Consider the following 25,848-nt stretch of genomic DNA (forward strand, 5'->3'; position numbering starts at 1 on the left):
CTCGGCCTCAGGCCATCCAGCGGTCCGGCGGGGCGTCCCGGCGGCCGGTCCTGGACCGTTCCGCCTGGCTCCGCAGCAGCTCCGCGGCCTCGTCGGCGTCGCGCAGGCGGGCGGTCACGGTCTTGTTCGCCCCCGTGTCCACATGGACGTCGGCCAGCCGCAGGGCGCGCCGCCAGGGGCCCTGCGTCAGGCGGACGCTCTGGACCTTGGCGTGCGGCACGAGCGCCAGGCTGCGGCGCAGCAGGCCGTACCGGGCGGCGAAGACCGCGTCGGTGACGGCGAGCCCGTGGCCGCGCCACCACAGCGGTCGGCAGCGTGCGGCCCGGCGCGGCGGGCGCGTCAGCTCCGGTCCGGGCGGCACGCTCACCCCCGGCAGTACGCGCGCGACGACCGACTCGGCGATCTCCCGGGGGGCGACCGGCAGCAGGACCGAGTTGGACGACCCGGCCACGTCCAGCTCGACCCGTACCCAGCGGCGGCGCCGCCACAGCAGCGGTTCCACGAGGCGCACGGTCTGCACCCGGCCCGGCGGCACCGTCTCGTGGGCGCGGTCGAGCAGGCCGTGGTCGATGCGGAGCCCGTCCGGGGACTCGGCCACCGTCCAGTCGTACTCCCCGACGAACCGGCCGGCGCTGCTCGCGCCCGCGGCGCCCACCAGTGGCAGGGCGGTCGCCAGCACCGTCCACAGGTTGTGGGTGGCCAGCCACAGCAGCGTCGGTACGACGGCGGCGGCGAGCAGGGTGCCCCAGGTCGCGCCGGTCAGCAGGAGGGAGACGGCGAGGACGCCGGGAGGCACCCGCAGCAGCTGCCGCGCGGGGGCCTCGCCGACCTCGTGCGCGGTCTCGGGCGCGAAGCCCGCCGCGCGCGCGAGCAGCTCGGCCCGCAGCGCCCGCGCCTCGTCGGCGCCGAGGAAGGCCAGCTCGTCCTTCTTGCCGGTTCCTATGACGTCGAGCTTGAGCTTGGCGACCCCCGCGACCCGGGCCAGCAGGGGCTGGGTGACGTCGATCGCCTGGATGCGTTCGAGGCGGATGTGCGCGGTGCGCCGGAAGAGCAGGCCGGTGCGGATCCGCAGCTCGGTGTCCGTCACCGCGTAGTGGGTGAACCACCAGGTGAGGAAGCCGTACAGGGCGGCGGCCGGGATCAGTACGGCGAGGCCGATCAGCAGGTGGGTCGTGGTCAGCCGGGTCAGCTGGCGCTGCGCCTGGTCGGGATCGTGCACGGCCCACCCGACGAGCACCGCGACCGGTGCCCACGCCCGCCGCAGGGGCGTGACGGGGTGCAGGCGCCGCTCCACGACCTCGCCGCCCTGGCCGCGGCTCGCGGCGTCCCCCTTGGCCAGTGTTCCGTCGGTGCCCGTGCCCGTGCCGGGGCCGTCGCGGTCTGGGCCGGTGGCTTCGGGCGCGGGGGCCGCGGCGTGGTCCGAGGGCTTGGCGGTGTCGTCGTGACTCGCCGTCCCCGGAGGGCTGTCCTCGTGTCGGTCGGGGTCGGCCAGGCCGGGTTCGCTCGCGCTGTTCGCCGGGGTCCCGGCGGTGTTGGGGGTCTCGGGTGCGGGGGCTGCGGTGTGGTCCGAGGGCTCGGCGGGGTCGAGTCTCCGCTTCCGCGGGGGGTCGTTCCTGGTTCGGTCGAGGGCCGTCGGGCCGGGCTCACCCCGGTACTCCGCCGGACCGTCCGCGCGCCCGGCCGTACCGCCCTCGGGTGCGCCCCTCCCGGTCCCGGGCCCGGTCACAGGCCCGCCGATCGGGCCTCGCCCAGCTCGGTGAGGCGGTCGCGGAGGCGTTCCGCCTCGGCCGGGTCGAGGCCGGGGATGGTCGCGTCGGTCGCGGCGGCGGCCGTGTGCAGCTGCACGCTGGCCAGGCCGAAGTGGCGCTCTACGGGCCCGGAGGTCACCTCGACCAGCTGCATGCGCCCGTACGGGACGACGGTCTCCTCCCGCCACAGCACACCCCGGCTGATCAGCAGGTCGTCGGCGCGCTCGGCGTACCTCCAGGAGCGCCAGTTGCGCCCCAGCATCACCCAGCCCCAGGCCGTCAGGGCCAGCGGCAGGAGGGCCAGGGCGGCCCAGAGAGGGTCGAGGAACAGGGCGGGCAGCACAACGGCGGCGACTGTCAGCAGGCCCAGCCACACCACCAGCAACAGGCGGCGCAGATGCAGCAGCCCCGGCGGCAGGCCGGTCCACACCGGTTCGTCCCGCGGTGCGGCCGACGGGCCCGCCGGAGCCGCCCGCCCGGCCGCTCGTGCCGTCCCCGTCGTGCCCGCGTCGTCCGGGCTCCCCGTCTCCATGGGGCCAGCGTACGTAGGGGAGACTGTGTTCATGACTCCTACGACGGAGACCACGGTCGGAATCGGCGGTGCCGCGGAGAGCACCGACATGGTGCTCAACATCGGGCCCCAGCACCCGTCCACCCACGGCGTGCTGCGGCTCAAGCTGGTTCTGGACGGCGAGCGCATCACGAGCGCGGAGCCGGTGATCGGCTACATGCACCGCGGCGCGGAGAAGCTGTTCGAGGCCCGTGACTACCGTCAGATCATCATGCTCGCCAACCGCCACGACTGGCTGTCGGCGTTCTCCAACGAGCTGGGCGTCGTCCTCGCCGTCGAGCGGATGCTCGGCATGGAGGTCCCCACGCGCGCGGTGTGGACGCGGACGCTGCTCGCCGAGCTGAACCGGGTGCTGAACCACCTGATGTTCCTCGGGTCGTATCCGCTGGAGCTGGGCGGCATCACCCCGGTCTTCTACGCCTTCCGGGAGCGGGAGGTCCTCCAGAACGTGATGGAGGAGGTCTCCGGCGGGCGCATGCACTACATGTTCAACCGCGTCGGCGGTCTCAAGGAGGACCTCCCGGCGGGCTGGACCACACGCGCGCGTGGCGCCGTCGCCGCCGTCCGCTCGCGCATGGACGTCTTCGACGACCTGGTGCTCGGCAACGAGATCTTCCGGGGGCGTACGCGGGGCGTGGGCGCCCTGTCCGCCGAGGCCGTGCACGCCTACGGCGTCAGTGGGCCCATCGCGCGCGCCTCCGGCGTCGACTTCGACCTGCGTCGCGACGAGCCGTACCTCGCCTACGGGGAACTCCAGGACACGCTGAAGGTCGTCACCCGGACCGACGGGGACTGCCTGGCCCGCTTCGAGTGCCTCCTGGCGCAGACGCACAACGCCCTCGACCTCGCCGACGCCTGCCTGGACCGCCTGGCGGAGCTGGCGCCGGGACCGGTGAACCAGCGGCTCCCGAAGGTGCTGAAGGCGCCCGAGGGCCACACCTACGCCTGGACCGAGAACCCGCTCGGCATCAACGGGTACTACCTGGTCAGCAAGGGCGAGAAGACCCCGTACCGGCTGAAGCTGCGCTCGGCGTCGTACAACAACATCCAGGCGCTCGCCGAGCTGCTGCCCGGGACGCTGGTCGCGGACATGGTGGCGATCCTGGGGTCACTGTTCTTCGTGGTCGGCGACATCGACAAGTAGCGCCTCGGCGTCGACCGGCCCCACCGGCTGGAGCAGCCACCGGAAATCGCCCAGGCCGCCGCGCGCGGTCAGCTCGGCGCCCTGGGAGGCGCTCGCGAGGGCGCGCACGTACGCCGCCGGGTCGGTGGAGGCCAGCGCGAGCGGGGGGCGTGCGCCGGTGACACCGAGCGCGCGCAGGATCTCGCGCTGGGGGCGTGTGAGCGCATTCGGGGGCGCGTACTCCGGAGTGCACCTCGCGGTGTGGGCGGCCGCGCACGCGTCCAGTGCCACGTGTGCGGTGATGTCGCACGACCCGTCCGGCACCGGCTCCGTCTCCCGCCCCTCGCGGAAGCCCGTGAGCGTCCCGAACGGCGGGCGGGCGGACGCGCTGTGTGCGTAGTCGGCGGCCACCGTCAGCCCGGCGTCCAGCGCCGCCACGGCCGACGCCCAGGCCTCGTCGCGGGGGAGCCCGATCTCCGCGCGCCGCCCCTCCTCGGCGGGCATCGGCCACCACCGGGCCAGCCACTCGGCCTCCGCCCCGGCCACCGGCTCGCCGAGCCGCTCGGCCCCGTCGCCCCGTACGAGCACCCGCCGAGCCACGCCCTCGGCGTCCACCTCCGCCACGTCCACCGGCACGTTGTCCAGCCACTCGTTGGCGAAGAGCAGCCCCGTGACGCCGTCCGGCGGCCGGGCGAGCCACTGGACCCGCCGGTCGAGCCCTTCCGGGCGGGCGGCGACCTCGACGGCGTACGCGCGCGTGCGGGCGACCACGTCGGCGGGCAGGGCCGCCAGCACCCCGGCGACCAGCTCGCCCCGGCCGGCCGCCATGTCCACGAAGTCCAGCACCGCGGGCCGGCCCAACGCCTCGTCGACCCGGCACAGCAGTCGCGCCACGGCCCCCGCGAACAGCGGCGACGCGTGCACGGACGTACGGAAGTGCCCGGCCGGGCCCTCGGGTCCCGCGCGGTAGAAGCCCTCCGGTCCGTAGAGCGCCTCCTGCGTGGCCTCCCGCCAGCCCCGCCATGTCCCGTGCGCCTCGGGAGCCCCTCTGAACCCTGCCGTTCCTGGTGTCACAAGCCCAGGCTAGGGGTACAGGAGAGCGGTCCCTCCACCTTGCGGAGTATGCGCGGGCGATGCGGATCGGCCCTCCGGTTGACCCCTGCACCTATTCCGCTTCCCTACGCTGGGTTACGTGCAGCGCCTCTACGACTTCCTCCGCCGACACCCGACCGGTGTCGACTCGTTCTGGGCCTTCGTCGTGCTCGGAGTCTCCCTGGTCTCCGCGGCGACCCCGGGGACCAGGGCGGACGGGACGGACAACGTGGCGCTGATCGTCCCCTTCGTGGTGCTGCTCAGCGTGGTGATCGCGCTGCGCCAGCGGGCGCCGGAGCGGATGCTGCTGCTCGCCGTCGTGCTCGGCCTGGGGCAGTTGGCCTTCGACGTCTCGACGATGCCCGCCGACTTCGCCTTCCTGGTGATCATCTACACCGTGGCCGCGACCGGCGCCCGCTGGGCCTCGCGGACCGCGCTGGCCACCGGCCTGTGCGCGGCGCCCCTGGCTCAGCTGCGCTGGTCCGACAGCGAGCTGGGCATGGGCACCACCATCGCCGTGACGGTCTTCCAGGCGGTCCCCTTCGCCCTCGCCTGGGTGCTCGGCGACTCCATCCGCACCCGGCGCGCCTACTTCGCGCAGCTGGAGGAGCGCGCGACCCGGCTGGAGAAGGAGCGCGAGGCACAGGCCAAGGTCGCGGTCGCCGCCGAGCGCGCCCGGATCGCGCGCGAGCTGCACGACGTCGTCGCGCACAACGTCTCCGTCATGGTGGTGCAGGCCGACGGCGCCGCCTACGTCCTGGACGCGGCGCCCGACCAGGCGAAGAAGGCCCTGGAGACCATCTCCTCCACCGGCCGGCAGGCGCTCGCGGAGATGCGCCGCCTGCTGGGCGTGCTGCGCACCGGCGAGCACAAGGAGGCCGGGGAGTACGTGCCGCAGCCCGACGTCGAGCAGATCGAGGACCTCGTCGAGCAGTGCCGCACCTCCGGGCTGCCGGTCGACTTCAAGATCGAGGGCACCCCCCGGCAACTGCCCAGCGGCGTGGAGCTGACCGCGTACCGCATCGTGCAGGAGGCGCTGACCAACACGCGCAAGCACGGCGGCGAGAACGCGGGCGCGAGCGTGCGCCTGGTCTACTTCGACGACGGGCTCGGGCTGCTCATCGAGGACGACGGCAAGGGCGCCCCGCACGAGCTGTACGAGGAGGGCGGCTTCGACGGCCAGGGCCACGGGCTGATCGGCATGCGCGAGCGGATCGGCATGGTCGGCGGAACCCTGGACGCGGGCCCGCGTCCGGGCGGAGGATTCCGCATCAGTGCGCTGCTGCCGCTGAAACCCGCGCCCTGACCACCGCGCCCTCACGCACGTACCGCATTGACACCTGTAAGGAAGAGAAGGAAGAAGAGGCCCCGATGGCGATCCGCGTGATGCTCGTCGACGACCAGGTGCTGCTGCGCACCGGGTTCCGGATGGTGCTGGCGGCCCAGCCGGACATGGAGGTCGTCGCGGAGGCGGGCGACGGCGTCGAGGCGCTCCAGGTGCTGCGCTCGACCGCCGTGGACGTCGTCCTGATGGACGTCCGCATGCCCAAGCTCGACGGCGTGGAGACCACCAGCCGGATCTGCGTGGACCCGAACGCGCCGAAGGTGCTGATCCTGACCACCTTCGACCTCGACGAGTACGCGTTCTCGGCGCTGAAGGCGGGGGCCTCCGGCTTCATGCTCAAGGACGTGCCGCCCGGCGAGCTGCTCGCCGCGATCCGCTCCGTGCACAGCGGCGACGCGGTGGTGGCCCCCTCCACCACCCGGCGGCTCCTGGACCGGTTCGCGCCGATGCTGCCCGCCACCGGGCAGGAACCCCGGCAGAAGGAGCTCCAGCGGCTCACCGAGCGGGAGCGCGAGGTGATGGTGCTGGTGGCGCAGGGCATGTCCAACGGCGAGATCGCGGCGCGGCTCGTGCTGTCCGAGGCGACCGTGAAGACCCATGTGGGCCGCATCCTGACCAAGCTGGGCCTGCGCGACCGGGTGCAGGTGGTGGTCCTCGCCTACGAGACCGGGCTGGTGCGGGCCGGCGGCGGACAGGGCTGACGGGACTGTGCGGAGGGCTCCGCGTCGGGCCGCTCGTCGGTAGGGTCTGCGCATGCTCCTGTGGATCAACGGCCCCTTCGGGGGCGGCAATCCATCCAGTCGCTGCCCGCGCACGAGATACGGCGCAGACTCCCCGGCAGCGTCGTCTGCGACCCGGAGCACGCGGGCTTCGGGCTGCGCCGCATGCTGCCGCCCGAGCTGCGGGAGGACTTCCAGGACCTGGTCTCCTGGCGGCAGGGTGTCGTGGAGGTGCTGGACCTGGCCCTCACCCGGCACGACGGCGTGGTGATCGCGCCCATGACCGTCACCGACCCCGGGTACTTCGCCGAGACCGTCGGCAGGCTGCGCGAACTCGGCCACGACGTCCACCACTTCAGTCTCCTCGCCGCACGCGAGACCGTCCTGCGGCGGCTGCGCGAGCGCGGGCCCGGGCACGCCCTGCGGTACGTGACGGGGAAGGCGGGGCAGGGGAGCGGGCCGCGCCGGGAGAGCTGGGCCGTGCGACAGCTCGACCACTGCCTGGAGCGGCTGGCCGAGCCGGAGTTCGCCGAGCACCTGTGGACGGACCACACGACCGTCCCGAAGACCGCCGACCGGATCGCCGTCCTCGCGGGGCTCACCCTGAAGCCGAACAACGAGGGCGCCCTGCGCACCCGCATGCGGCAGGCGGGGGTCGGGATCCGGCACATCCGGGTCGACTGACCGGCCGTCCCGCCCCCCCCTTCGCGATGCCGGGGGCGGGGGCGCTAGCGCAGTATCCCCTCCAGGAAGTCGCTGCCCAGCCGGGCCACCACCGTGACGTCCAGCTGGTGCAGGACGTACCGGCCGCGGCGGCGGGTGGTGACCAGTCCGGCCTTCTTCAGCACACCCAGGTGCCGGGATATCTCGGGCGCCGTCATGCCGTGCACCTGGGCCAGCTCGCCCGTGGTGTACGCGCTGCGGGCCAGGTACCGGCAGATCCGCATCCGGACGGGGTGGGACAGCGCCGTCATCCGCATCGTGAGCTGCTCGACCGAGGGCGGTGAGGCCAGCTCGGGGGAGCCGACCGGGTAGTGCAGCACCGGCTGCCAGTCGTGCCGGTGCAGGACCATCAGGTGCGGCCAGCCCAGGCTCGTCGGGACCAGCAGCAGGCCGCCGTCCGCCGTCGCGGAACGGCCGTCGCCCAGCTTGTCGACGGTGATCCGGGCGGCGCCCTCGTCCAGGGTCACCGCCGGGGACACGGCGGCCAGGGCCTCGGCGAGGCCCTTGTGGCGCAGCAGGTCCGTCTTGCGGCGGGCGTCGGCCGCGAGCTGGTGGCGCAGCCGGGACCAGGCCTCGGCGAAGAACGCCTCGTCGCAGTCCCGGGCGAACTGCCGCAGCCAGTCCCGGATCCGCGGCGGATCGGCCAGCAGCCGCTCGCTGAAGCGCAGCTGCTGCGGTCCCCGCGCGGCGGCCAGGTCCAGCGCGCGCCGGCGCACCTCGGCGTCGTCGAGCGCCGAGACCCCGCCGGTGCTGTACGGCAGCGCGCAGGTGAACTCCAGGGCCGCGTCGACGAACTGCTCGTCGGACAGCTTGTCGAGCAGGTCCAGGTCGTCGGCGAGGGTGGCGCCGGGCAGGGTGCTGCGGCCCGGCACCCCGGCGAACGGCATGAACAGGTCCGAGAAGGTCGTCCGCCACAGGAAGTCGGCCTCGCACATCCGGTCCGCCAGGTGCGAGTCGAGCCGGGCGGTCACGCCCGTCACCCAGCCCTGGAGCCCGGGGTGGTGCCCCGGCTCGGACAGCGCGTGCAGCGCCATACCCAGCTCGGCCAGCGGAGAGGGCACGACGGCGACCCGCTCCGGCCGCAGCCCCGTGATGTCGATGCGCACGCTCATGCCCCCATGGTGCACGCCGCCACCGACAACGCCGCCGCCGATTGACCGCCGCCGTCAATCGACGCGACCGCGGGACGGGGACCGGCGCAGTCTGGGGTCACCGGGGCAGCCGCGGAGCCCGTACCCACCGCTACGTCTCCCTGAGAGGGCGATCCGCCATGAGCATCACGCAGCAGTACCTCCTCGACACCTACCGGGCCCGGCAGCTCGGTGAACCCGGGCCGCCCGCGCCCGGCACCCACGACCGGCGGGTCGTCCGCGAGTGGCACGACCGCCGCCGGTTCCAGGCCGTGCTCGCCGGCCGTCCCGCGCGGGGCCGGGTACGGCGGGCCCTGCGCCGGTGGTGGTCCCGGTGGCCGCGCGCCCTGGGCCGGCCGGCCGGGTGGCTCCCGGCCGGCCGGTCCGGCCGTCAGCGGGAGGCGGGGTCCCGCTGACGGCCGTCACGCCGTCAGCCGGGCGGCGAAGTCGGCGACCGCCGCCCGCACGTCGTCGGCCGTCCACTCCAGTCCCGACTCGCCCACCGAGACCTCGGTGAGGGCGATCCCGGGGCCGCCCGCGTCCCAGGGCTGGGAGAACAGCATCGTCCCGGTCTCCTCGGCCTGCCGGAGCGCGGCCTCACTCGCCGCGTCGGGGTCGCAGGGCAGCCAGACCTGGAACTCGTGCGTGTGCGGCACCGCGGGGTGTACCCGCGCCCACGGCAGTCCCGCCGCCGCGAGTGACGCGCGCAGCGCGGCCGCCACCACGCGCGCGTGGGCCACGTACGAGGGCAGTCGGGGCAGCTCGCGCTCCAGGCCTGCCAGGGCGGACAGCGCCGTGGGGAACTGCTGGAACACCTGGCCGCCGTACCGGTGCCGCCAGGCCTTCGCCTCCTCGACCAGCGTCCGGGGACCGGCCAGGGCGCCGCCGCCGTAGCCCTTGAGGGACTTGTAGAACGAGACGTACACGCTGTCCGCCAGGCCCGCGATCTCGGCCAGGGGGCGGCCGAAGTGGACGGTGCACTCCCACAGCCGGGCCCCGTCGAAATGGACCACCGCGTCGCGCTCCCGGGCGGCCTCGACGACCTCGGTGAGCTCCTCCCAGGTGGGCAGCAGGTATCCGGCCTCCCTGAGCGGCAGTTCCAGCATCAGCGCCCCGAACGGCTCCTCGAAGCCGCGCACCTCGTCGGCGGTCGGCGGCCTGGGCGCGTCGGTCAGCCGTACCGGGTGCAGGCCGCCGACCCGGCTGAAGGCGTTGCGCTCGTGCTGCTCGGGATGGCCGAGACCGTGCAGGGCGACGACCGGGTTGCCGGTGCGGCCCGCCCAGCAGCGCAGGGCCACCTGCTGGGCCATGGTCCCGGTCGGGAAGAAGGCGGCGGCCTCCGTGCCGAGCAGGGCGGCGGTCCTCTCCTCCAGGGCCTCGACGACGCCGTTGCCGTACATGTCGGAGGTGTCGTCGAGGTCGTACAGCTCCTCGGCCCCGTCGAGCAGGGCGATGCGCTCGCGCAGGGTCGTGACGAAGCCGGGGCGGGCGAGTACGCGCCGCGCGCCGCGGAGGGCGGCCACGCGCCGCTCCCGGCTGCGCCCGTCGCGCTGCTCCGCCGGCTCGTCCTGGGCCGGCGGCGCTTCCGGTCCGGCCGGTGCCGCCCGCTCTTCCTGTTCTGCCGTGTCGCTCATGCAGGGATCATGTCGCGCGGACCGTGCGCCGGGCACCCGGTTTCCGCACACGTTCCGACACGCGCGCGTGGTGTGTGCTCCGGCGCCGCACGGAAACCCACAGCCTGTGGACAACGGGACGCCGCCCGGACCGATCGCGTTAACATGACGAGAAATCGTCCGGTACCCCGAGCGGACTGGAACGGGAAGGCCGCCGTCGCGTGAACACAACCCCACAGGCAGACCCCAAGGACCGCCCCGCGCGGCTCACCGTAGGCGTCGTCGGCGCCGGACGGGTGGGCCCCGCGCTGGCCGCGTCCCTCCAGCTCGCCGGGCACCGCCCGGTGGCCGTCTCCGGGGTCTCCGACGCCTCCAGAAGGCGTGCCGCCGCCCTCCTCCCCGACGTGCCGCTCATGACGCCCGCGGAGGTCCTCCAGCACGCCGAGCTGGTCCTGCTGACCGTCCCCGACGACGCCCTGCCCGGCCTGGTGACCGGGCTCGCCGAGACGGGGGCGGTGCGTCCGGGCCAGCTGCTGGTGCACACCTCCGGGCGGTACGGAGCCAGGGTCCTGGACCCCGCGCTGCGCGCCGGTGCCCTGCCGCTGGCCCTGCACCCGGCGATGACCTTCACCGGCACCCCGGTGGACGTCCAGCGCCTGGCGGGCTGCTCCTTCGGCGTCACCGCGCCCGAGGAGCTGCGGCTGGCCGCCGAGGCCCTGGTCATCGAGATGGGCGGCGAGCCGGAGTGGATCGCCGAGGACCGGCGCCCGCTGTACCACGCGGCGCTGGCGCTGGGCTCCAACCACCTGATCACCCTCGTCGCCCAGTCCATGGAGCTGCTGCGCACGGCCGGCGTGACGGCCCCCGACCGGATGCTCGGCCCGCTGCTCGGCGCCTCCCTCGACAACGCGCTGCGCTCCGGCGACGCGGCCCTCACCGGCCCCGTCGCGCGCGGCGACGCGGGCACGGTCGCCGCGCACATCGTGGAGCTGCGCGAACACGCCCCCCAGGCAGTCGCCGGCTACCTGGCGATGGCCCGCGCGACCGCCGACCGCGCCCTGGACCACGGCCTGCTGAAGCCCGAACTCGCCGAGGACCTGCTCGGCGTACTCGCCGAGAACGCCCCAGGCACGAGCCCCACCGGAGCCCCGGCCGCGGACGCCCCCGCCGGCCCGGACCGCACCCCCGATGCCAGGACCGACCCCGAGGGCGCCCCTGGCCCGGAGGACGTCCCGGCCCCTGACGGCAGCACCGGCCCCGACGGCCCCACCGACGCCGCGCGAGGCGCGGCCACGGACGGCCCGGCCAAGGACGGACCCCACCGCCGGAAACGCACACCCGACGCCGACGCCGACGCGGGCTCCGAGGGCGCCCCCGCCCCGGAAGGCACCCCGGACCCCGACGGCCCCGACGGCCCCACCGGACCTGAACGCCCGGCCGGCCCGACCGGTCCCACCGGCACCGACGACGGAGGCGCGCGATGACGACCCCCACCCCTCCCGTCCTCCTGCGCACCGCCGGCGAGCTGCACGCGCGTGTGCGGCGCGGTCGCCGCGCCGTGGTGATGACCATGGGCGCCCTGCACGAGGGCCACGCCACCCTGATCCGCACGGCGCGCGACATCGCCGGACCGGACGGCGAGGTCGTCGTCACGGTCTTCGTGAACCCGCTCCAGTTCGGCGCCGGCGAGGACCTCGACCGCTATCCGCGCACCCTGGACGCCGACCTGGAGATCGCCGGACGGGCGGGCGCCGACGCCGTCTTCGCCCCCGCCGTCGACGAGGTCTACCCGGGCGGCGAACCCCAGGTGCGCGTCACCGCGGGCCCGATGGGCGGACGCCTGGAGGGCGCCTCACGCCCCGGCCACTTCGACGGCATGCTCACCGTCGTCGCCAAGCTGCTCCACCTCACCCGCCCCGACCTCGCCCTCTACGGCCAGAAGGACGCCCAGCAGCTCGCGCTGATCCGCCGCATGGTCCGCGACCTGAACTTCGGCGTGGAGATCGTCGGCGTCCCCACCGTGCGCGAGGAGGACGGCCTCGCCCTGTCCAGCCGCAACCGCTACCTCTCGACGGCGGAACGCCGCACCGCCCTCGCGCTCTCGCAGGCCCTCTTCGCGGGGCTGGACCGGCACGCCGCGCAGGAGGCGCTGTGCGCGAGGGCCCGCGAGGTGCCCGCCACCCAGGCCCGCGCCGAGGCGCTCAGCGCCCTGGGCGAGTCCCGCGCGGCGGCCGACGCCCACGCCGTCGCCACCTCCGCCCCCGGCAGCGCCACGGCCGTCCGGGACGCCGCCCGCCTGGTGCTGGACGACGCCGCCCGCGCCACCCCGCCCCTGGAGCTGGACTACCTCGCCCTGGTCGACCCGTCCGACTTCACCGAGATCGGCGACGACCACACCGGCGAGGCCGTCCTCGCCGTCGCCGCCCGGGTCGGCGCGACCCGCCTGATCGACAACGTCCACCTCACCTTCGGACCCCTCGGAGCCGCCTCGTGACCAGCACAGGCATACGACTGCACGCCCCCGCGCCCGGCTGGGCCATCGCCGCGGACGTGGTGGTCGTCGGCTCCGGCGTCGCGGGCCTCACCGCGGCCCTGCGCTGCGAGTCCGCCGGTCTGCGGACCGTCGTCGTCACCAAGGCCCGCCTGGACGACGGCTCCACCCGCTGGGCCCAGGGCGGCGTCGCCGCGGCCCTCGGCGAGGGCGACACCCCCGAGCAGCACCTGGACGACACCCTGGTCGCCGGCGCCGGCCTGTGCGACCAGGATGCGGTCCGCATCCTGGTCACCGAGGGCCCCGACGCCGTACGCCGGCTCATCGCGACCGGCGCGCACTTCGACGAGTCCACCGAGGGCGGCCTGGCCCTCACCCGGGAGGGCGGCCACCACCGCCGCCGCATCGCCCACGCGGGCGGCGACGCCACGGGCGCCGAGATCTCCCGCGCCCTGGTCGAGGCGGTACGCGCGCGAGGGCTGCGCACGGTGGAGAACGCCCTCGTCCTGGACCTCCTCACGGACGCCGAGGGCCGTACCGCGGGCGTCACCCTGCACGTCATGGGCGAGGGCCAGCACGACGGTGTCGGGGCGGTCCACGCCCCCGCGGTCGTCCTCGCCACCGGCGGCATGGGCCAGGTCTTCTCGGCGACGACGAACCCCTCCGTCTCCACGGGCGACGGAGTGGCCCTCGCCCTGCGCGCCGGCGCCGAGGTGAGCGATCTCGAGTTCGTCCAGTTCCACCCCACCGTCCTCTTCCTGGGCTCGGACGCCGAGGGCCAGCAGCCCCTGGTCTCCGAGGCGGTACGCGGCGAGGGCGCCCACCTGGTCGACGCGGACGGCGTGCGCTTCATGCAGGGCCGGCACGAACTGGCGGAACTGGCCCCGCGGGACATCGTCGCGAAGGCCATCACGCGCCGCATGCAGGAGCACGGCGCCGACCACATGTACCTGGACGCCCGCCACTTCGGCAGGACGATGTGGGAGCACCGCTTCCCCACGATCCTGGCCGCCTGCCGCGCCCACGGCATCGACCCGGTCACCGAACCGGTCCCGGTCGCCCCGGCCGCCCACTACGCCTCGGGCGGCGTCCGCACCGACGCCCACGGCCGTACGACGGTCCCCGGCCTGTACGCCTGCGGAGAGGTCGCCTGCACGGGCGTGCACGGCGCCAACCGCCTGGCCTCCAACTCCCTCCTCGAGGGCCTGGTCTACGCCGAACGCATCGCGGCCGACATAGCGGCCGCCCACACGGCCGGCACCCTGCACGCGCGCGTACCGGCCCCCCTCCCGCACCCGGACCACTCGCAACACCCGCGACACCCCCTCCTCCCTCCCGAGGCGCGCCTCACCATCCAGCGGATCATGACGGAGGGCGCCGGGGTCCTGCGCTCGGCGGACTCCCTCGCGCGCGCGGCCGACCGGCTGCACGGCCTCCACGCCGAGGCCCGCGAGGCCCTGCACGAGCACGGCAAGACCTCCGAACCCGGTGTCGACACCTGGGAGGCCACCAACCTCCTGTGCGTGGCCCGCGTCCTGGTCGCCGCGGCGGCACGGCGCGAGGAGACCCGCGGCTGCCACTGGCGCGAGGACCACGCGGACCGCGACGACACCACGTGGCGCCGCCACGTCGTCGTACGGCTGAACCCCGATCGCACGCTCGCCGTGCACACCACGGACACGCCAGAATTCCCCCCGACCGTCCACGGCGCCCAGCCGACGCACCGTCCCCAGGAGCAGTGACAGCAGTGAACCCCTCCGACCCCACCGAACTCCCCCTCGCCTCCGGCGGAGGCTGCGGCGACGGCTGCGCCTGCGGCGCGGAGACCGAAGAAGAAGCGTTCATGGAGTGCGGCCTCGACCCGGCCCTCGCGGCACTCCTGCTGGACTCCGGCCTCGACCCCGTCGAGGTCGAGGACATCGCGAACGTCGCCATCCAGGAGGACCTGGCCGGCGGCGTGGACGTGACGACGGTGGCGACCATCCCCGAGGACGCCGTGGCCACGGCCGACTTCACCGCCCGCGAGGCGGGCGTCGTGGCGGGCCTCAGGGTCGCCGAGGCGGTGCTGTCGGTCGTCTGCACCGACGAGTTCGAGGTGGAGCGCCACGTCGAGGACGGCGACCGCGTGGCGGAGGGCCAGAAGCTCCTCTCCGTCACCACCCGCACCCGCGACATCCTGACCGCCGAACGCAGCGCGCTGAACCTCCTGTGCCGGATGTCGGGCATCGCGTCGGCCACGCGCGCGTGGGCGGACGCCCTGGACGGCACGAAGGCCAAGGTCCGCGACACCCGCAAGACGACGCCGGGCCTGCGCGGCCTGGAGAAGTTCGCGGTCCGCTGCGGCGGCGGCGTCAACCACCGCATGTCCCTCTCGGACGCGGCCCTGGTCAAGGACAACCACGTGGTCGCCGCGGGCGGCGTCGCCGAGGCCTTCAACGCCGTGCGCGAGAGCTTCCCCGAGGTGCCCATCGAGGTCGAGGTCGACACCCTGCACCAGCTGCGCGAGGTGGTGGACGCGGGCGCCGACCTGATCCTCCTGGACAACTTCACCCCGGACGAGTGCGAGGAAGCGGTCGCCCTGGTCGCCGGCCGGGCCGCCCTGGAGGCCTCGGGCCGCCTGACCCTCACCAACGCCAAGGCGTACGCGGCCACGGGCGTCGACTACCTGGCCGTGGGCGCCCTCACCCACAGCTCCCCGATCCTGGACATCGGCCTGGACCTGCGAGCGGCGGAGTAGACGCCATGCTGCTGACGATCGACGTAGGCAACACGCACACCGTCCTCGGCCTCTTCGACGGCGAGGACATCGTCGAGCACTGGCGCATCTCCACGGACTCGCGCCGCACGGCCGACGAACTGGCGGTGCTCCTCCAGGGCCTCATGGGCATGCATCCCCTCCTCGGCGACGAACTGGGCGACGGCATCGACGGCATCGCCATCTGCGCGACGGTCCCCTCCGTCCTCCACGAACTGCGCGAGGTCACCCGCCGCTACTACGGCGACGTCCCCGCGGTCCTCGTCGAACCGGGCGTCAAGACCGGCGTCCCGATCCTCACCGACCACCCCAAGGAGGTCGGCGCCGACCGCATCATCAACGCGGTAGCGGCCGTGGAGCTCTACGGCGGCCCGGCGATCGTCGTGGACTTCGGCACGGCGACGACGTTCGACGCGGTCAGCGCGCGCGGGGAGTACATCGGCGGCGTCATCGCCCCCGGCATCGAGATCTCGGTCGAGGCGCTGGGCGTCAAGGGCGCCCAGCTCCGCAAGATCGAGGTGGCGCGCCCCCGCAGCGTGATCGGCAAGAACACGGTCGAGGCGATGCAGTCCGGCATCGTGTACGGCTTCGCCGGCCAGGTCGACGGCGTCGTCAACCGCATGGCGCGGGAGCTGGCCGACGACCCGGACGACGTGACGGTCATCGCGACGGGCGGGCTGGCGCCGATGGTCCTGGGCGAGTCCTCGGTCATCGACGAGCACGAGCCGTGGCTGACGCTGATGGGTCTGCGCCTGGTGTACGAGCGCAACGTGTCGCGCATGTAGGCGCCCCCGGGGTGGGTGCGGGCGCGAGGGGGACGCGGCCCGGCGTTGCGGGGTGCCGCTGCGCCCACCCGTGCCGCCCCAGCGGCACGACTGCCCGCAGCGGCGGCGGCCCGCAGCCGGGGCGGGGACGGGCGGTCAGCCGCGTACGGCGATGAGCGGGACGCGGAGCGTGGGCGGGGGAGAGCCGCGTACGGCGAGGAGGGGGCGTGTCGGGGGGTGTCCGCCCGCAGCGGTTGGCGCGTCAACGCCCCGAGCCTTTTCAAGTGACCGATTCCGCGCCGTTCCGAGGACGGACACCCCCCGGCGCGACCCCGACCCACCCACCGGACAAACGGCGCTACGCGCACCCCCACCGCACCCGCACAGGCCGCCGCAGGCACCCGCATCCGGGTGGGGGCGTGCGCCACACCCGCGCACCCTATGCGGGGTTTGTCTGATTAGCGCGTATCGTCGCCGCATGCCCACGCCCTACGGACCCCGCGGCGGCATGGCGTTCGGTGCTCAGGAGCTTCGCGTGCTCCGGCGAGCCCTCGCCCTCGCCCTGAACCCCAGCCCGGTCTCGGCCCAGGAGGCCCAGGACTGCCTCCACCTCGCAGACTCGCTCGACGAGGCGATGCGGGAGGGCGCCAGGCTGCGCGCCTTCCTGCTGGCCGACCTGGCCCGGTACCGCGCCGCCCTCCCCGGCACCGCCACCGGCTACCTCGCGCTCCTGGACGAGGCGCTGGGCGCCGGCCACCGCCCCGACGCGGACGACCTGGCCGCCCTGGGCGCCCTGCGCGGCACCCCCGCCGCAGCCGCCCTCCTGGCCCGCTGCGCCCCCGAGACGCCCACCGCGCCCACCGCGCCCACCGTCACCCTCCCCGCCGCCCGCACCCGCCTCCACGCCGTCCCCGGCGGTCGGCAGTCCGGCAAGGAGCCCCCGCAGAAGCCCGCCGCGAAACCGTCCCCCCGCCCCGCGCCCGCGCCCGCCCCCGCGACCCCCAAGCGCCCCGTCCCCACCCCCGGCGAGGTCTTCCCGCCCCGCAAGCCGGCCCCGCCGGCCCCGCCCGCCCCGGACTCCCGGCACCACCTGGCCGCCGGCTGACGGCGCCTGGCTACCCTGGTCCCATGGACTACGTCTCCGCGCTCCTGCCCCCGGCCGTCATGGCCGTCTTCTTCATCGGCTTGATCCGGGTGATCGTGAAGACCCAGGGCGGCGCCAACAAGGCCAAGGAGGACGCGGTCGTCGACGCCGCCCTCGCACGGGCGGAGGGCGCCCGACAGCAGTCCCCCCACCCCGAGGCCTGACCCCTGGCGGACCGCGTACGGCTCCCTCTTCCGAGGAGCCGTACGCCCCTTTTGTGCCCGTTTTCCGGCGAAGGCGCACGTCCGGCACGCGTTCGCTCCGATCTCCCACTATCGTTCGAAGCGTGCCTCGCCCATTGGGAGAACTCGAAGACGCGGTCATGACGAGGGTGTGGAAGTGGAACCGCCCCGTGACCGTTCGAGAAGTCCTGGAAGACCTGCAACAGGAACGGTCCATCGCGTACACCACCGTGATGACCGTTTTGGACAATCTCCATCAGAAGGGCTGGGTGCGCCGCGAGTCCGAAGGCCGGGCCTATCGATATGAGGCGGTCTCCACTCGCGCCGCCTACGCCGCCGCCCTCATGAACGACGCCTGGTCCCAGAGCGACAACCCCGCCGCCGCCCTCGTCGCCTTCTTCGGCATGATGAGCGAGGAACAGCGCCAGGCGCTCGCAGACGCCATCCGCATCGTGCAGGGACCGGAAACCCCCGCGCCGGGACCCGGCGCGGTAGCGGACGGCGGCGGGCGATAGCGTCCCCACATGTCAAATGCCATCAGCGTCCGGCGGGCCCGCACCAGGGATGTCCCGGACGTACGCCGGCTGCTCGACGCGTACGTCCGTGACCGTATCCTGCTCGACAAAGCGATGGTGACGCTTTACGAGAGCATCCAGGAGTTCTGGGTCGCGGAACGGGACGACAACGCCGAGGTGGTCGGCTGCGGCGCGCTGCACGTGATGTGGGAAGACCTCGCGGAAGTGCGGACTCTCGCGGTGAAGCCCGGTCTGAAGGGCGCGGGCGTCGGCCACAAGGTGCTGGAGAAGTTGCTGGACACGGCACGCTGGCTCGGTGTTCGCCGCGTTTTCTGCCTGACCTTCGAAGTGGACTTCTTCGGCAAGCACGGCTTCGTGGAGATCGGGGAGACGCCGGTCGACACCGATGTGTACGCGGAGCTGCTGCGTTCCTATGACGAGGGCGTTGCGGAGTTCCTGGGGCTCGAACGAGTGAAACCGAACACCTTGGGCAACAGCCGGATGCTTCTGCATCTGTGATCGCCGCCCGACGCTAGGCATCCGCGCCAGGGGCAGCCCTTCGCGAGCCGTTCGAGGTTTATTTCACCGACGTGGCCCTTCATGGGTTCCCTATGTCCGAAACGCGCATGTTTCCGGCCCGGAGTCGAGCTACCGGTCTCTGCCGGGGGTTTGTGTTTTTCCGGCAAAAGCGGTTTGCTTTCCGGCGTACTGCAGTACTGCATATAACAAGGGACGGCGATACGGCGGACGCCGACGGACCCCCGGCCCTCAAGTTATCGATGAAAGGAAATCCGGTGGCACAGAAGGTTCAGGTCCTTCTTGTCGACGACCTCGACGGCGGCGAGGCAGACGAGACCGTGACGTTCGCACTGGACGGCAAGACCTACGAGATCGACCTCACCACCGCCAACGCGGACAAGCTCCGCGGTCTTCTCGATCCGTACCTGAAGGGTGGCCGTCGTACCGGGGGCCGCGCCTCGGGCGGCCGCGGCAAGGCGCGCGCCGCTTCCGGGGGCAGCCAGGACACCGCGGCGATCCGCGCCTGGGCCAAGGAGAACGGCTGGGACGTCAACGACCGCGGCCGCGTCCCCGCAAAGGTCCGCGAGGCGTACGAGCAGGCCAACGGCTGATCACCCGACCCCCGCCACCGGCGGCGCCATCGGCCGCGTCTTCGGCCGCGCCCGAGGCGAGCGGTCGGCGGTGAGCCGGACCCGGTGGCACTGCGTGGCCAGTGTGCGGACCAGCCGGACGAGATCCAGGGCGGTTCCGGCGCCGCCGAGGGCCGACAGCGCCGGCAGCGAGGACTCCGCCTCGCACCCCGGCTCCGGGGGTCGCAGCCAGACGGCGGCCCCCCGTACGCCGTCGCGCTCCGGGGGACGCGGCGGCGGCCCGGCCGGGCGGGGCTCCGGGACGACCGGGGCAAGGGGCGCCTCCACGAGGCCGTCCGCTCCGACCGCCGTCAGGTCGAGCGCGAGCGAGCCCCACTCCAGCCACTCCAGCAGCCCGGGCAGCTCCTCCGCGCCGCCCGCCGCCACGAGCAGCAGCATCCGCTCGCCCCGGACGGCCACCGGGAACCCCTGCGGGCCCCGGCCGGACCACCCGAGCCGCTCCAGCGTCGCGTACCCCGCGGCGGCCGGCACGTCCAGGACGTCGAAGCGGATTCCCGTGCGCAGCCGCACCGGCTCCCCGGGCGCCGTCGGCCACCCGAGCACGCTCTCGTACCACCACCGTGTCCGCTCCCGGGCCGAGCCGCCGTTCCCGGTGGGCCGGCGGGGCGACGGCACGACGGGGGACGCCGGAGCGAGGGGGACCGAGTGCGAGGCGCCAACCATGCCAAGTGCAACAGTCGAAAGAGCGCTCGGGTTACGCTGGGTGGTGACGAGAGTGCACAGAGTATGGGAACGAGGCGTCAAGAGGGGGCGTGCGGGGGTGCGGGGAGGCGCAAGGTTGTTCGCCCGTAGCGGAGGGAACCGGTGCGCGCGGCATGGAGTGTCAGTCCCCGCGGGTAAGACATCCCTAGTGGGAGGGGGCGACATGCAGATCGGGCCGTCTCGCGTTCGCCATCGGCGTACTGGCGAGTGGGGTAAGTGCCTGGCCTGCGGGAACATCGTCTCGCACCATCGGGTTGTGGCAGATGTCGGCGTCAGGGGTCAGGAGGCCATCGACGGTGTCGGCAGTTGGAATGAGCGGTCCCCGCTTGCGGGACTAAGCTGCGGAAGGACAGGGAGGGGAAGTTCCCCCCACTGCCTGACCGCTCTGAGGAGCGATTAACGATGTTCGAGAGGTTCACCGACCGCGCGCGGCGGGTTGTCGTCCTGGCTCAGGAAGAAGCCCGGATGCTCAACCACAACTACATCGGCACCGAGCACATCCTCCTGGGCCTGATCCACGAGGGTGAGGGTGTCGCCGCCAAGGCCCTTGAGAGCCTCGGGATTTCGCTCGAGGCGGTCCGCCAGCAGGTGGAGGAGATCATCGGCCAGGGCCAGCAGGCCCCGTCCGGCCACATCCCCTTCACCCCCCGTGCCAAGAAGGTTCTGGAGCTGTCGCTCCGCGAGGCCCTCCAGCTGGGCCACAACTACATCGGCACGGAGCACATCCTGCTCGGCCTGATCCGCGAGGGCGAGGGCGTCGCCGCCCAGGTCCTGGTCAAGCTGGGCGCAGATCTGAACCGGGTGCGGCAGCAGGTCATCCAGCTGCTCTCCGGTTACCAGGGCAAGGAGACCGCCACCGCCGGCGGTCCTGCGGAGGGCACCCCCTCCACGTCCCTGGTCCTCGACCAGTTCGGCCGGAACCTCACCCAGGCCGCTCGCGAATCCAAGCTCGACCCGGTCATCGGGCGCGAGAAGGAGATCGAGCGGGTCATGCAGGTGCTGTCCCGCCGTACGAAGAACAACCCGGTGCTGATCGGTGAGCCCGGCGTCGGCAAGACCGCCGTCGTCGAGGGCCTCGCGCAGGCCATCGTCAAGGGCGAGGTGCCCGAGACCCTCAAGGACAAGCACCTCTACACCCTGGACCTCGGCGCCCTGGTCGCCGGCTCCCGCTACCGCGGTGACTTCGAGGAGCGCCTGAAGAAGGTGCTCAAGGAGATCCGCACCCGCGGCGACATCATCCTGTTCATCGACGAGCTGCACACGCTGGTCGGTGCCGGTGCCGCCGAGGGCGCCATCGACGCCGCGTCGATCCTCAAGCCGATGCTGGCCCGCGGTGAGCTCCAGACCATCGGTGCGACCACGCTGGACGAGTACCGCAAGCACCTGGAGAAGGACGCGGCCCTCGAGCGCCGCTTCCAGCCGATCCAGGTCGCGGAGCCGTCGCTGCCGCACACGATCGAGATCCTCAAGGGCCTGCGCGACCGCTACGAGGCCCACCACCGCGTCTCCATCACGGACGAGGCCCTGGTCCAGGCGGCGACGCTCGCCGACCGCTACATCTCGGACCGCTTCCTGCCGGACAAGGCGATCGACCTGATCGACGAGGCCGGATCCCGGATGCGCATCCGCCGGATGACCGCGCCGCCGGACCTCCGCGAGTTCGACGAGAAGATCGCCGGCGTCCGCCGCGACAAGGAGTCCGCGATCGACTCGCAGGACTTCGAGAAGGCCGCTTCCCTCCGCGACAAGGAGAAGCAGCTCCTGGCCGCCAAGGCCAAGCGGGAGAAGGAGTGGAAGGCCGGCGACATGGACGTCGTCGCGGAGGTGGACGGCGAGCTGATCGCCGAGGTCCTCGCCACGGCGACCGGCATCCCGGTCTTCAAGCTCACGGAGGAGGAGTCGTCCCGCCTGCTGCGCATGGAGGACGAGCTCCACAAGCGGGTCATCGGCCAGAAGGACGCCGTCAAGGCGCTCTCCAAGGCGATCCGCCGTACCCGTGCCGGCCTGAAGGACCCGAAGCGTCCCGGTGGCTCGTTCATCTTCGCCGGCCCGTCCGGTGTCGGTAAGACCGAGCTGTCCAAGGCACTCGCCGAGTTCCTCTTCGGTGACGAGGACGCGCTGATCTCCCTCGACATGTCGGAGTTCAGCGAGAAGCACACGGTCTCGCGCCTCTTCGGTTCGCCCCCCGGCTACGTGGGCTACGAGGAGGGCGGCCAGCTGACGGAGAAGGTCCGCCGCAAGCCGTTCTCGGTCGTCCTCTTCGACGAGGTCGAGAAGGCCCACCCGGACATCTTCAACAGCCTTCTCCAGATCCTGGAGGACGGTCGCCTGACCGACTCCCAGGGCCGGGTCGTGGACTTCAAGAACACGGTCATCATCATGACGACCAACCTCGGCACCCGGGACATCTCCAAGGGCTTCAACCTCGGCTTCGCCGCCGCGGGCGACACGAAGTCCAACTACGAGCGCATGAAGAACAAGGTCCAGGACGAGCTGAAGCAGCACTTCCGGCCCGAGTTCCTCAACCGTGTCGACGACGTGGTCGTCTTCCCGCAGCTCAGCCAGGACGACATCCTGCAGATCGTCGACCTGATGATCCAGAAGGTCGACGAGCGCCTCAAGGACCGGGACATGGGCATCGAGCTCTCCCAGTCCGCCAAGGAGCTGCTGTCCAAGCGGGGCTACGACCCGGTGCTGGGCGCGCGTCCGCTGCGCCGCACGATCCAGCGCGAGGTCGAGGACTCGCTGTCGGAGAAGATCCTCTTCGGCGAGCTGCGTCCCGGTCACATCGTGGTCGTGGACACCGAGGGCGAGGGCGACGCGGCGACCTTCACCTTCCGGGGTGAGGAGAAGTCGACCCTCCCCGACGTCCCGCCGATCGAGCAGGCGGCGGGCGGCGCGGGGCCCAACCTGAGCAAGGAGGCCTAGTCCTCCGGGGCTGAGTCGAGAAAGGGGCTGTTCCGGACCTCGGTCCAGGGCAGCCCCTTTCGTCATGCCCACGTCCCTCACTCCAGGGTCACGTCGGCGTCGGGGAAGAGGGCGGTGAGACGGGCGCCGTCGAGTGAGGCGCCGGGGGCGGCCTGGAGGGTGACTGTCCGCACGTCGGGGAGACGCGGCGCGAGGACCGAGATGTCCTGACCCCCGTCCAGGGCTATGAGGCCGAGGCCGTCGACGCCCGGCAGCGTGGGCATCGCCTCGATGCTGTCGGGGAAGAGGGAGCCGTGCAGGTAGAGGAGAGCGAGCTGCGGCAGTCGCCGGATCTCCGCCCAGTCCTCGGCGGTGAGCGGCGTGGCCGGGGACAGGTACAGGGCCTGAAGAGTCTCCCAGTGGGAAAGACCCCGAAGACCGGTACCGGCGATGGCGTCGTCGCCGAGGTAGAGGTACTGCAAGGGTGCGGCCGCGGGGAGGGAAGCCGTCAGCCGCGTGCCGGGGAGCCGTCGCGCCACCGTCAGATGGGTGACCGAGGACAGGTCCGAGAGGCCGGTGAGACCGGCGGCCCGGTTGATCAGGAGAGCCGTGAGCGGCAGACTCGTGAGCGGTCCCAGGTCCCGGACCGGCTCGCAGTCGATCAGCAGGAGCCGCAGGGACGTGAAGGCCGACAGGGCACCCAGTTCGGTCACCTCGGAGTTGTTGACGAGCTGTAGCTCCTCGACCGCCCCCGGCTCAGCCACACAGTCGATGATCTCGGTCGTCCGGTGTGCGCCGAGGAACGTGAGGTGGGTCCACGGTCCCATCACGGGGAGCGCCTCGCGCTGGGCCTTGGTCCGGCACGTCAGGAACAGGGCCGTCCGGTCCAGGTGGTCCAGCACCTCCGTCGCGTACGCCCGCGCCTCGAACCGGTCCCACGTCCCCACCAGCTGCCGCCGCACATCGAGCGAGGGGTGCTCCCGGTACCGGCGCAGTACGGCCAGGGCCCCGGTCGGCTCGTGCACGGCCAGCAGGGAGGCGGCGACCGCGACCCCGTGCGCCTGTGCGTCCGTCAACCCCTCGGGCCCCGGCAGCAGCTCCAGCACCAGCGGTCCCGCCTCCGCCAGGGCCTTCGCTTCCTCCGTGGACCCCGGCGGAATCAGCGCCCCCGCCCGCGCCTCCACCTCCGCGCGCACGGCCGGATCCAGGGCCGTCGCGTGTTCCAGGCACGCCAGGGCGAGCAGCGTCAGCCGGGGCGTGTCCTCCGCCAGCAGCCGCCGCAGGAGCATCGCCCGTTCCCCGGGACGGGCGTGGGCCACCGCCATGCGGACGACGTCCTCCCACTGGCTGTCGCCCGCGCGCCCCGCGATGACGTCGAGGTGGCCCTCCTCGACCGCGTACCGTGCGCCCAGGTAGTCCTGGAAGGTGCGGTGGACGAAGTCCAGTGACCCCTCGTCGGGCCGCCGGAGGAGCCCGCTGCGCAGGACCAGCGCCCGCAGGACCGTCGCCGCGTCGCCCTGCCCCGCCGCCGAGGCCACCGACGGCAGGGCGCGCTCCACGATGCCCTCGGCGGTCTCCACCGACATCTCCGTGCGCCCGCTCAGCACCAGCGCGTACGCCAGCCGCTGGAGCAGCTCCAGCTGGGCCTCCTCGCCCAGCTCCACCGCGTCCATGCCACGCTCCCGGTCCCGGCGGGCCAGCAGCATGGTGAGGGCGGCGTCGTACAGCTCCTTGCGGCCCGTGGGGAGGTAGCCCCGGCGTTCCCGGTGCAGGGCGCAGATCAGACCGCACATCAGGGGGTTGGTGGCGAGCCGGGCCAGGTCGCGCTTGGTGCGCAGGGAGTCCAGCAGCCGGACCTCGAACTCGGGTGCCTCGGCGGCCGCGTGCCAGCGCCGTACGAAGGTCGCGACGTCGTCCTGGCGCATCGGGGTGAGGGCAAGTTCCCGGAATCCCTCGGCGGCCAGCCAGTCGGGGCGTACGGCGGTGGGGCGGGAGGTGAGCAGCCAGCGGTTGCCGGGGAAGGCGCGGACTAGGCCGAGGAGCCAGTCGCGGGTGCGGTTCCGGTCGGCGGCGGGGATCTCGTCCAGGCCGTCGACGAGGACCAGGCCGCGGCCGGCGTTCAGCACCCGTTCGGCCCAGCCTTCCGGAGGGGTGAGCGGGCAGCCCACGGCGGTGAGGAAGGCCGCGGGGGAGGGCAGCGCCCCCGCCCGGGTCAGTGTGCGCAGCGGCAGGACGTACGGGACCCGGTCCCCGTCCCGCGCGGCGGTTACCGCCAGCCACTGCACCAGCGTCGTCTTGCCGGAGCCCGCGTCGCCGCGCAGCAGTACCCGGTCGCGGGTGCGCAGGGCGTCCTCGGCGGCGAGGCGGACGGTGCGCTCGGGGTCGGTGTACTCACCCGGGAGCGCCGCGGTCCGTTCCTCCTCCGCGGTCGCCTCCAGGCTCAGGTAGGCAACCTCCAACGGCCATCGGTCGGGCGAGTCGCGCAGGTCGATGCCGTAGATGGTGATGCGGTTGTGCTGTTCGGCGACGTACGACCGGTACCGGCGCTCGAACGCCGTGTCCCGGGCGTCCGGCCTGGGTACGCGGCTGATCAGCTCGTCGACCTTCGCGATCAGCTCGGCCTGGCCGCGGGTCTGCTCCACCAGCGTCCGTGCCACGAAGGTGGAGCGCCGGGTGAAGAACTCCAGGACGTGCAGGCAGGCCCACTCGGTCGCCGAGTCGAGGAAGTAGCGGGCGTCGGTGGAGAGCCCGTCTCCGGAACCGGCCGCCTGCCGCCGCAGCCGGGCGGCCAGCTCACCGTGTCCAAGGCGCACCGCCTGGACGTCGTCCATGTCCAGGTCGCCGAGGGCGAGGAGCCGCGCGGCCAGGGCGTCGGCCACGGCCTCGGTCTCGTCGCGCGGGAAGGGCGGCTCGCCGGGAGAGTCCAGGGCCGCTCCGATCAGCTTCCCGGCGAGCCCCCGTACCTCCCTCTCGCCCAGCGAGCGCCGCTCGCCCCGGAAGGACACCAGACGGTCCAGCCGGACCGGTCGGTCGACCAGTCCGGCGCCGGGGCCGCCCGTCACGAACAGCTTCTTCACCAGCGGGGCGACCAGACTGGACGCCAGCTTCCCGCCGAGCACCGCCGGTTCCATGCGCCACCCCCGTGGTCGGTCGAC

General features: G+C 73.4%; 22 protein-coding genes and 1 pseudogene. 16 read left to right on the top strand and 7 right to left on the bottom strand.

Translation table 11 applies throughout. The annotated features are described in order from the left end of the window. Positions 1-7: 7 nt before the first annotated feature. Together R2E43_RS21195 and R2E43_RS21200 are read right to left on the bottom strand one after the other, a co-directional pair. Complete coding sequence (locus tag R2E43_RS21195) at positions 8-1,339, bottom strand: PH domain-containing protein (RefSeq protein WP_037667342.1); 1,332 nt, start codon at positions 1,337-1,339, stop codon at positions 8-10. A 383-nt stretch (positions 1,340-1,722) separates the two neighbouring features. Further along, positions 1,723-2,280 carry a PH domain-containing protein gene (locus R2E43_RS21200; protein ID WP_030867748.1) on the bottom strand — a complete coding sequence of 186 codons (558 nt, stop codon included), beginning with the start codon at positions 2,278-2,280 and terminating at the stop codon, positions 1,723-1,725. Positions 2,281-2,311: 31 nt separating this feature from the next. On the opposite strand from R2E43_RS21200, the gene R2E43_RS21205 reads away from it, so the two are divergent. Further along, positions 2,312-3,463: an NADH-quinone oxidoreductase subunit D gene (locus tag R2E43_RS21205; RefSeq protein ID WP_030867744.1), complete on the top strand. Its 1,152-nt coding sequence runs from the start codon at positions 2,312-2,314 to the stop codon at positions 3,461-3,463. Here the strand turns inward: R2E43_RS21205 and R2E43_RS21210 are convergent. Then, positions 3,428-4,516: an SAM-dependent methyltransferase gene (locus R2E43_RS21210; protein WP_030867741.1), complete on the bottom strand. Its 1,089-nt coding sequence runs from the start codon at positions 4,514-4,516 to the stop codon at positions 3,428-3,430. The two genes, R2E43_RS21205 and R2E43_RS21210, sit on opposite strands and share 36 nt — an antisense overlap. A gap of 118 nt (positions 4,517-4,634) precedes the next feature. Here R2E43_RS21210 and R2E43_RS21215 point away from each other — a divergent pair, with 118 nt between their 5' ends. The 3 genes and pseudogenes from R2E43_RS21215 (at position 4,635) to R2E43_RS21225 (ending at position 7,282) form a co-directional block, all read left to right on the top strand. Next, positions 4,635-5,840, top strand: coding sequence for a sensor histidine kinase (locus R2E43_RS21215; protein ID WP_003975443.1), 1,206 nt, complete (start codon positions 4,635-4,637; stop codon positions 5,838-5,840). 65 nt (positions 5,841-5,905) lie between these two features. Further along, positions 5,906-6,580, top strand: a complete 675-nt coding sequence (locus tag R2E43_RS21220) for a response regulator (protein ID WP_003975444.1) — start codon at positions 5,906-5,908, stop codon at positions 6,578-6,580. A gap of 52 nt (positions 6,581-6,632) precedes the next feature. Beyond that, positions 6,633-7,282 (top strand): annotated as a pseudogene (locus tag R2E43_RS21225) (ATP-binding protein). Between the two features lie 44 nt (positions 7,283-7,326). Here the strand turns inward: R2E43_RS21225 and R2E43_RS21230 are convergent. Further along, the gene (locus R2E43_RS21230) at positions 7,327-8,433 is read right to left on the bottom strand and encodes a DUF5937 family protein (protein ID WP_011028949.1); all 1,107 of its coding nucleotides are present in this window, start codon (positions 8,431-8,433) and stop codon (positions 7,327-7,329) included. Between the two features lie 158 nt (positions 8,434-8,591). Here R2E43_RS21230 and R2E43_RS21235 point away from each other — a divergent pair, with 158 nt between their 5' ends. After that, the gene (locus R2E43_RS21235; protein ID WP_332056475.1) at positions 8,592-8,867 is read left to right on the top strand and encodes a hypothetical protein; all 276 of its coding nucleotides are present in this window, start codon (positions 8,592-8,594) and stop codon (positions 8,865-8,867) included. Positions 8,868-8,873: 6 nt separating this feature from the next. Here R2E43_RS21235 and R2E43_RS21240 read toward each other — a convergent pair whose 3' ends face one another. Beyond that, entirely contained in the window at positions 8,874-10,085 is a 1,212-nt protein-coding gene (locus tag R2E43_RS21240) for a threonine aldolase family protein (RefSeq protein WP_332056476.1), read from the bottom strand. 200 nt (positions 10,086-10,285) lie between these two features. Between R2E43_RS21240 and R2E43_RS21245 the strand changes: the two genes are divergently transcribed. From R2E43_RS21245 to R2E43_RS21290, 10 genes are all read left to right on the top strand, one after another. Beyond that, the gene (locus tag R2E43_RS21245; protein WP_106518719.1) at positions 10,286-11,548 is read left to right on the top strand and encodes a DUF2520 domain-containing protein; all 1,263 of its coding nucleotides are present in this window, start codon (positions 10,286-10,288) and stop codon (positions 11,546-11,548) included. Beyond that, on the top strand, positions 11,545-12,558 hold the full coding sequence (gene panC, locus R2E43_RS21250) for a pantoate--beta-alanine ligase (RefSeq protein WP_003975450.1): 1,014 nt from the start codon (positions 11,545-11,547) through the stop codon (positions 12,556-12,558). Before R2E43_RS21245 ends, panC begins: the two co-directional genes overlap by 4 nt. Beyond that, positions 12,555-14,297 carry an L-aspartate oxidase gene (locus R2E43_RS21255; RefSeq protein ID WP_011028946.1) on the top strand — a complete coding sequence of 581 codons (1,743 nt, stop codon included), beginning with the start codon at positions 12,555-12,557 and terminating at the stop codon, positions 14,295-14,297. Before panC ends, R2E43_RS21255 begins: the two co-directional genes overlap by 4 nt. 5 nt (positions 14,298-14,302) lie before the next feature. Continuing rightward, positions 14,303-15,292 carry a carboxylating nicotinate-nucleotide diphosphorylase gene (gene nadC, locus R2E43_RS21260; RefSeq protein WP_003975452.1) on the top strand — a complete coding sequence of 330 codons (990 nt, stop codon included), beginning with the start codon at positions 14,303-14,305 and terminating at the stop codon, positions 15,290-15,292. A 5-nt stretch (positions 15,293-15,297) separates the two neighbouring features. Further along, positions 15,298-16,095, top strand: a complete 798-nt coding sequence (locus R2E43_RS21265) for a type III pantothenate kinase (protein ID WP_003975453.1) — start codon at positions 15,298-15,300, stop codon at positions 16,093-16,095. 457 nt (positions 16,096-16,552) lie between these two features. After that, positions 16,553-17,179 (top strand): hypothetical protein, encoded by a 627-nt coding sequence (locus R2E43_RS21270; RefSeq protein ID WP_093456395.1) that lies wholly within the window; start codon positions 16,553-16,555, stop codon positions 17,177-17,179. 23 nt (positions 17,180-17,202) lie between these two features. Continuing rightward, positions 17,203-17,382 carry a membrane protein gene (locus R2E43_RS21275; RefSeq protein WP_011028944.1) on the top strand — a complete coding sequence of 60 codons (180 nt, stop codon included), beginning with the start codon at positions 17,203-17,205 and terminating at the stop codon, positions 17,380-17,382. Between the two features lie 134 nt (positions 17,383-17,516). Then, entirely contained in the window at positions 17,517-17,915 is a 399-nt protein-coding gene (locus tag R2E43_RS21280; protein WP_093456394.1) for a BlaI/MecI/CopY family transcriptional regulator, read from the top strand. Between the two features lie 9 nt (positions 17,916-17,924). Continuing rightward, positions 17,925-18,434, top strand: a complete 510-nt coding sequence (locus R2E43_RS21285) for an amino-acid N-acetyltransferase (protein WP_003975457.1) — start codon at positions 17,925-17,927, stop codon at positions 18,432-18,434. 275 nt (positions 18,435-18,709) lie between these two features. Further along, a complete protein-coding gene (locus R2E43_RS21290) occupies positions 18,710-19,045 on the top strand; it encodes a histone-like nucleoid-structuring protein Lsr2 (RefSeq protein WP_003975458.1) in 336 nt (111 codons plus the stop codon). Here the strand turns inward: R2E43_RS21290 and R2E43_RS21295 are convergent, their stop codons facing one another. Next, complete coding sequence (locus R2E43_RS21295; RefSeq protein ID WP_030873233.1) at positions 19,046-19,747, bottom strand: SCO3374 family protein; 702 nt, start codon at positions 19,745-19,747, stop codon at positions 19,046-19,048. Positions 19,748-20,188: 441 nt separating this feature from the next. Here R2E43_RS21295 and R2E43_RS21300 point away from each other — a divergent pair, with 441 nt between their 5' ends. After that, complete coding sequence (locus R2E43_RS21300; protein WP_003975461.1) at positions 20,189-22,714, top strand: ATP-dependent Clp protease ATP-binding subunit; 2,526 nt, start codon at positions 20,189-20,191, stop codon at positions 22,712-22,714. A gap of 77 nt (positions 22,715-22,791) precedes the next feature. Here the strand turns inward: R2E43_RS21300 and R2E43_RS21305 are convergent, their stop codons facing one another. Next, positions 22,792-25,824, bottom strand: a complete 3,033-nt coding sequence (locus tag R2E43_RS21305; protein ID WP_210984392.1) for an NACHT domain-containing protein — start codon at positions 25,822-25,824, stop codon at positions 22,792-22,794. Positions 25,825-25,848: the final 24 nt, after the last annotated feature.

The sequence above is a fragment of the Streptomyces violaceoruber genome, assembly GCF_033406955.1.
Taxonomy (GTDB): Bacteria; Actinomycetota; Actinomycetes; order Streptomycetales; family Streptomycetaceae; genus Streptomyces; species Streptomyces violaceoruber.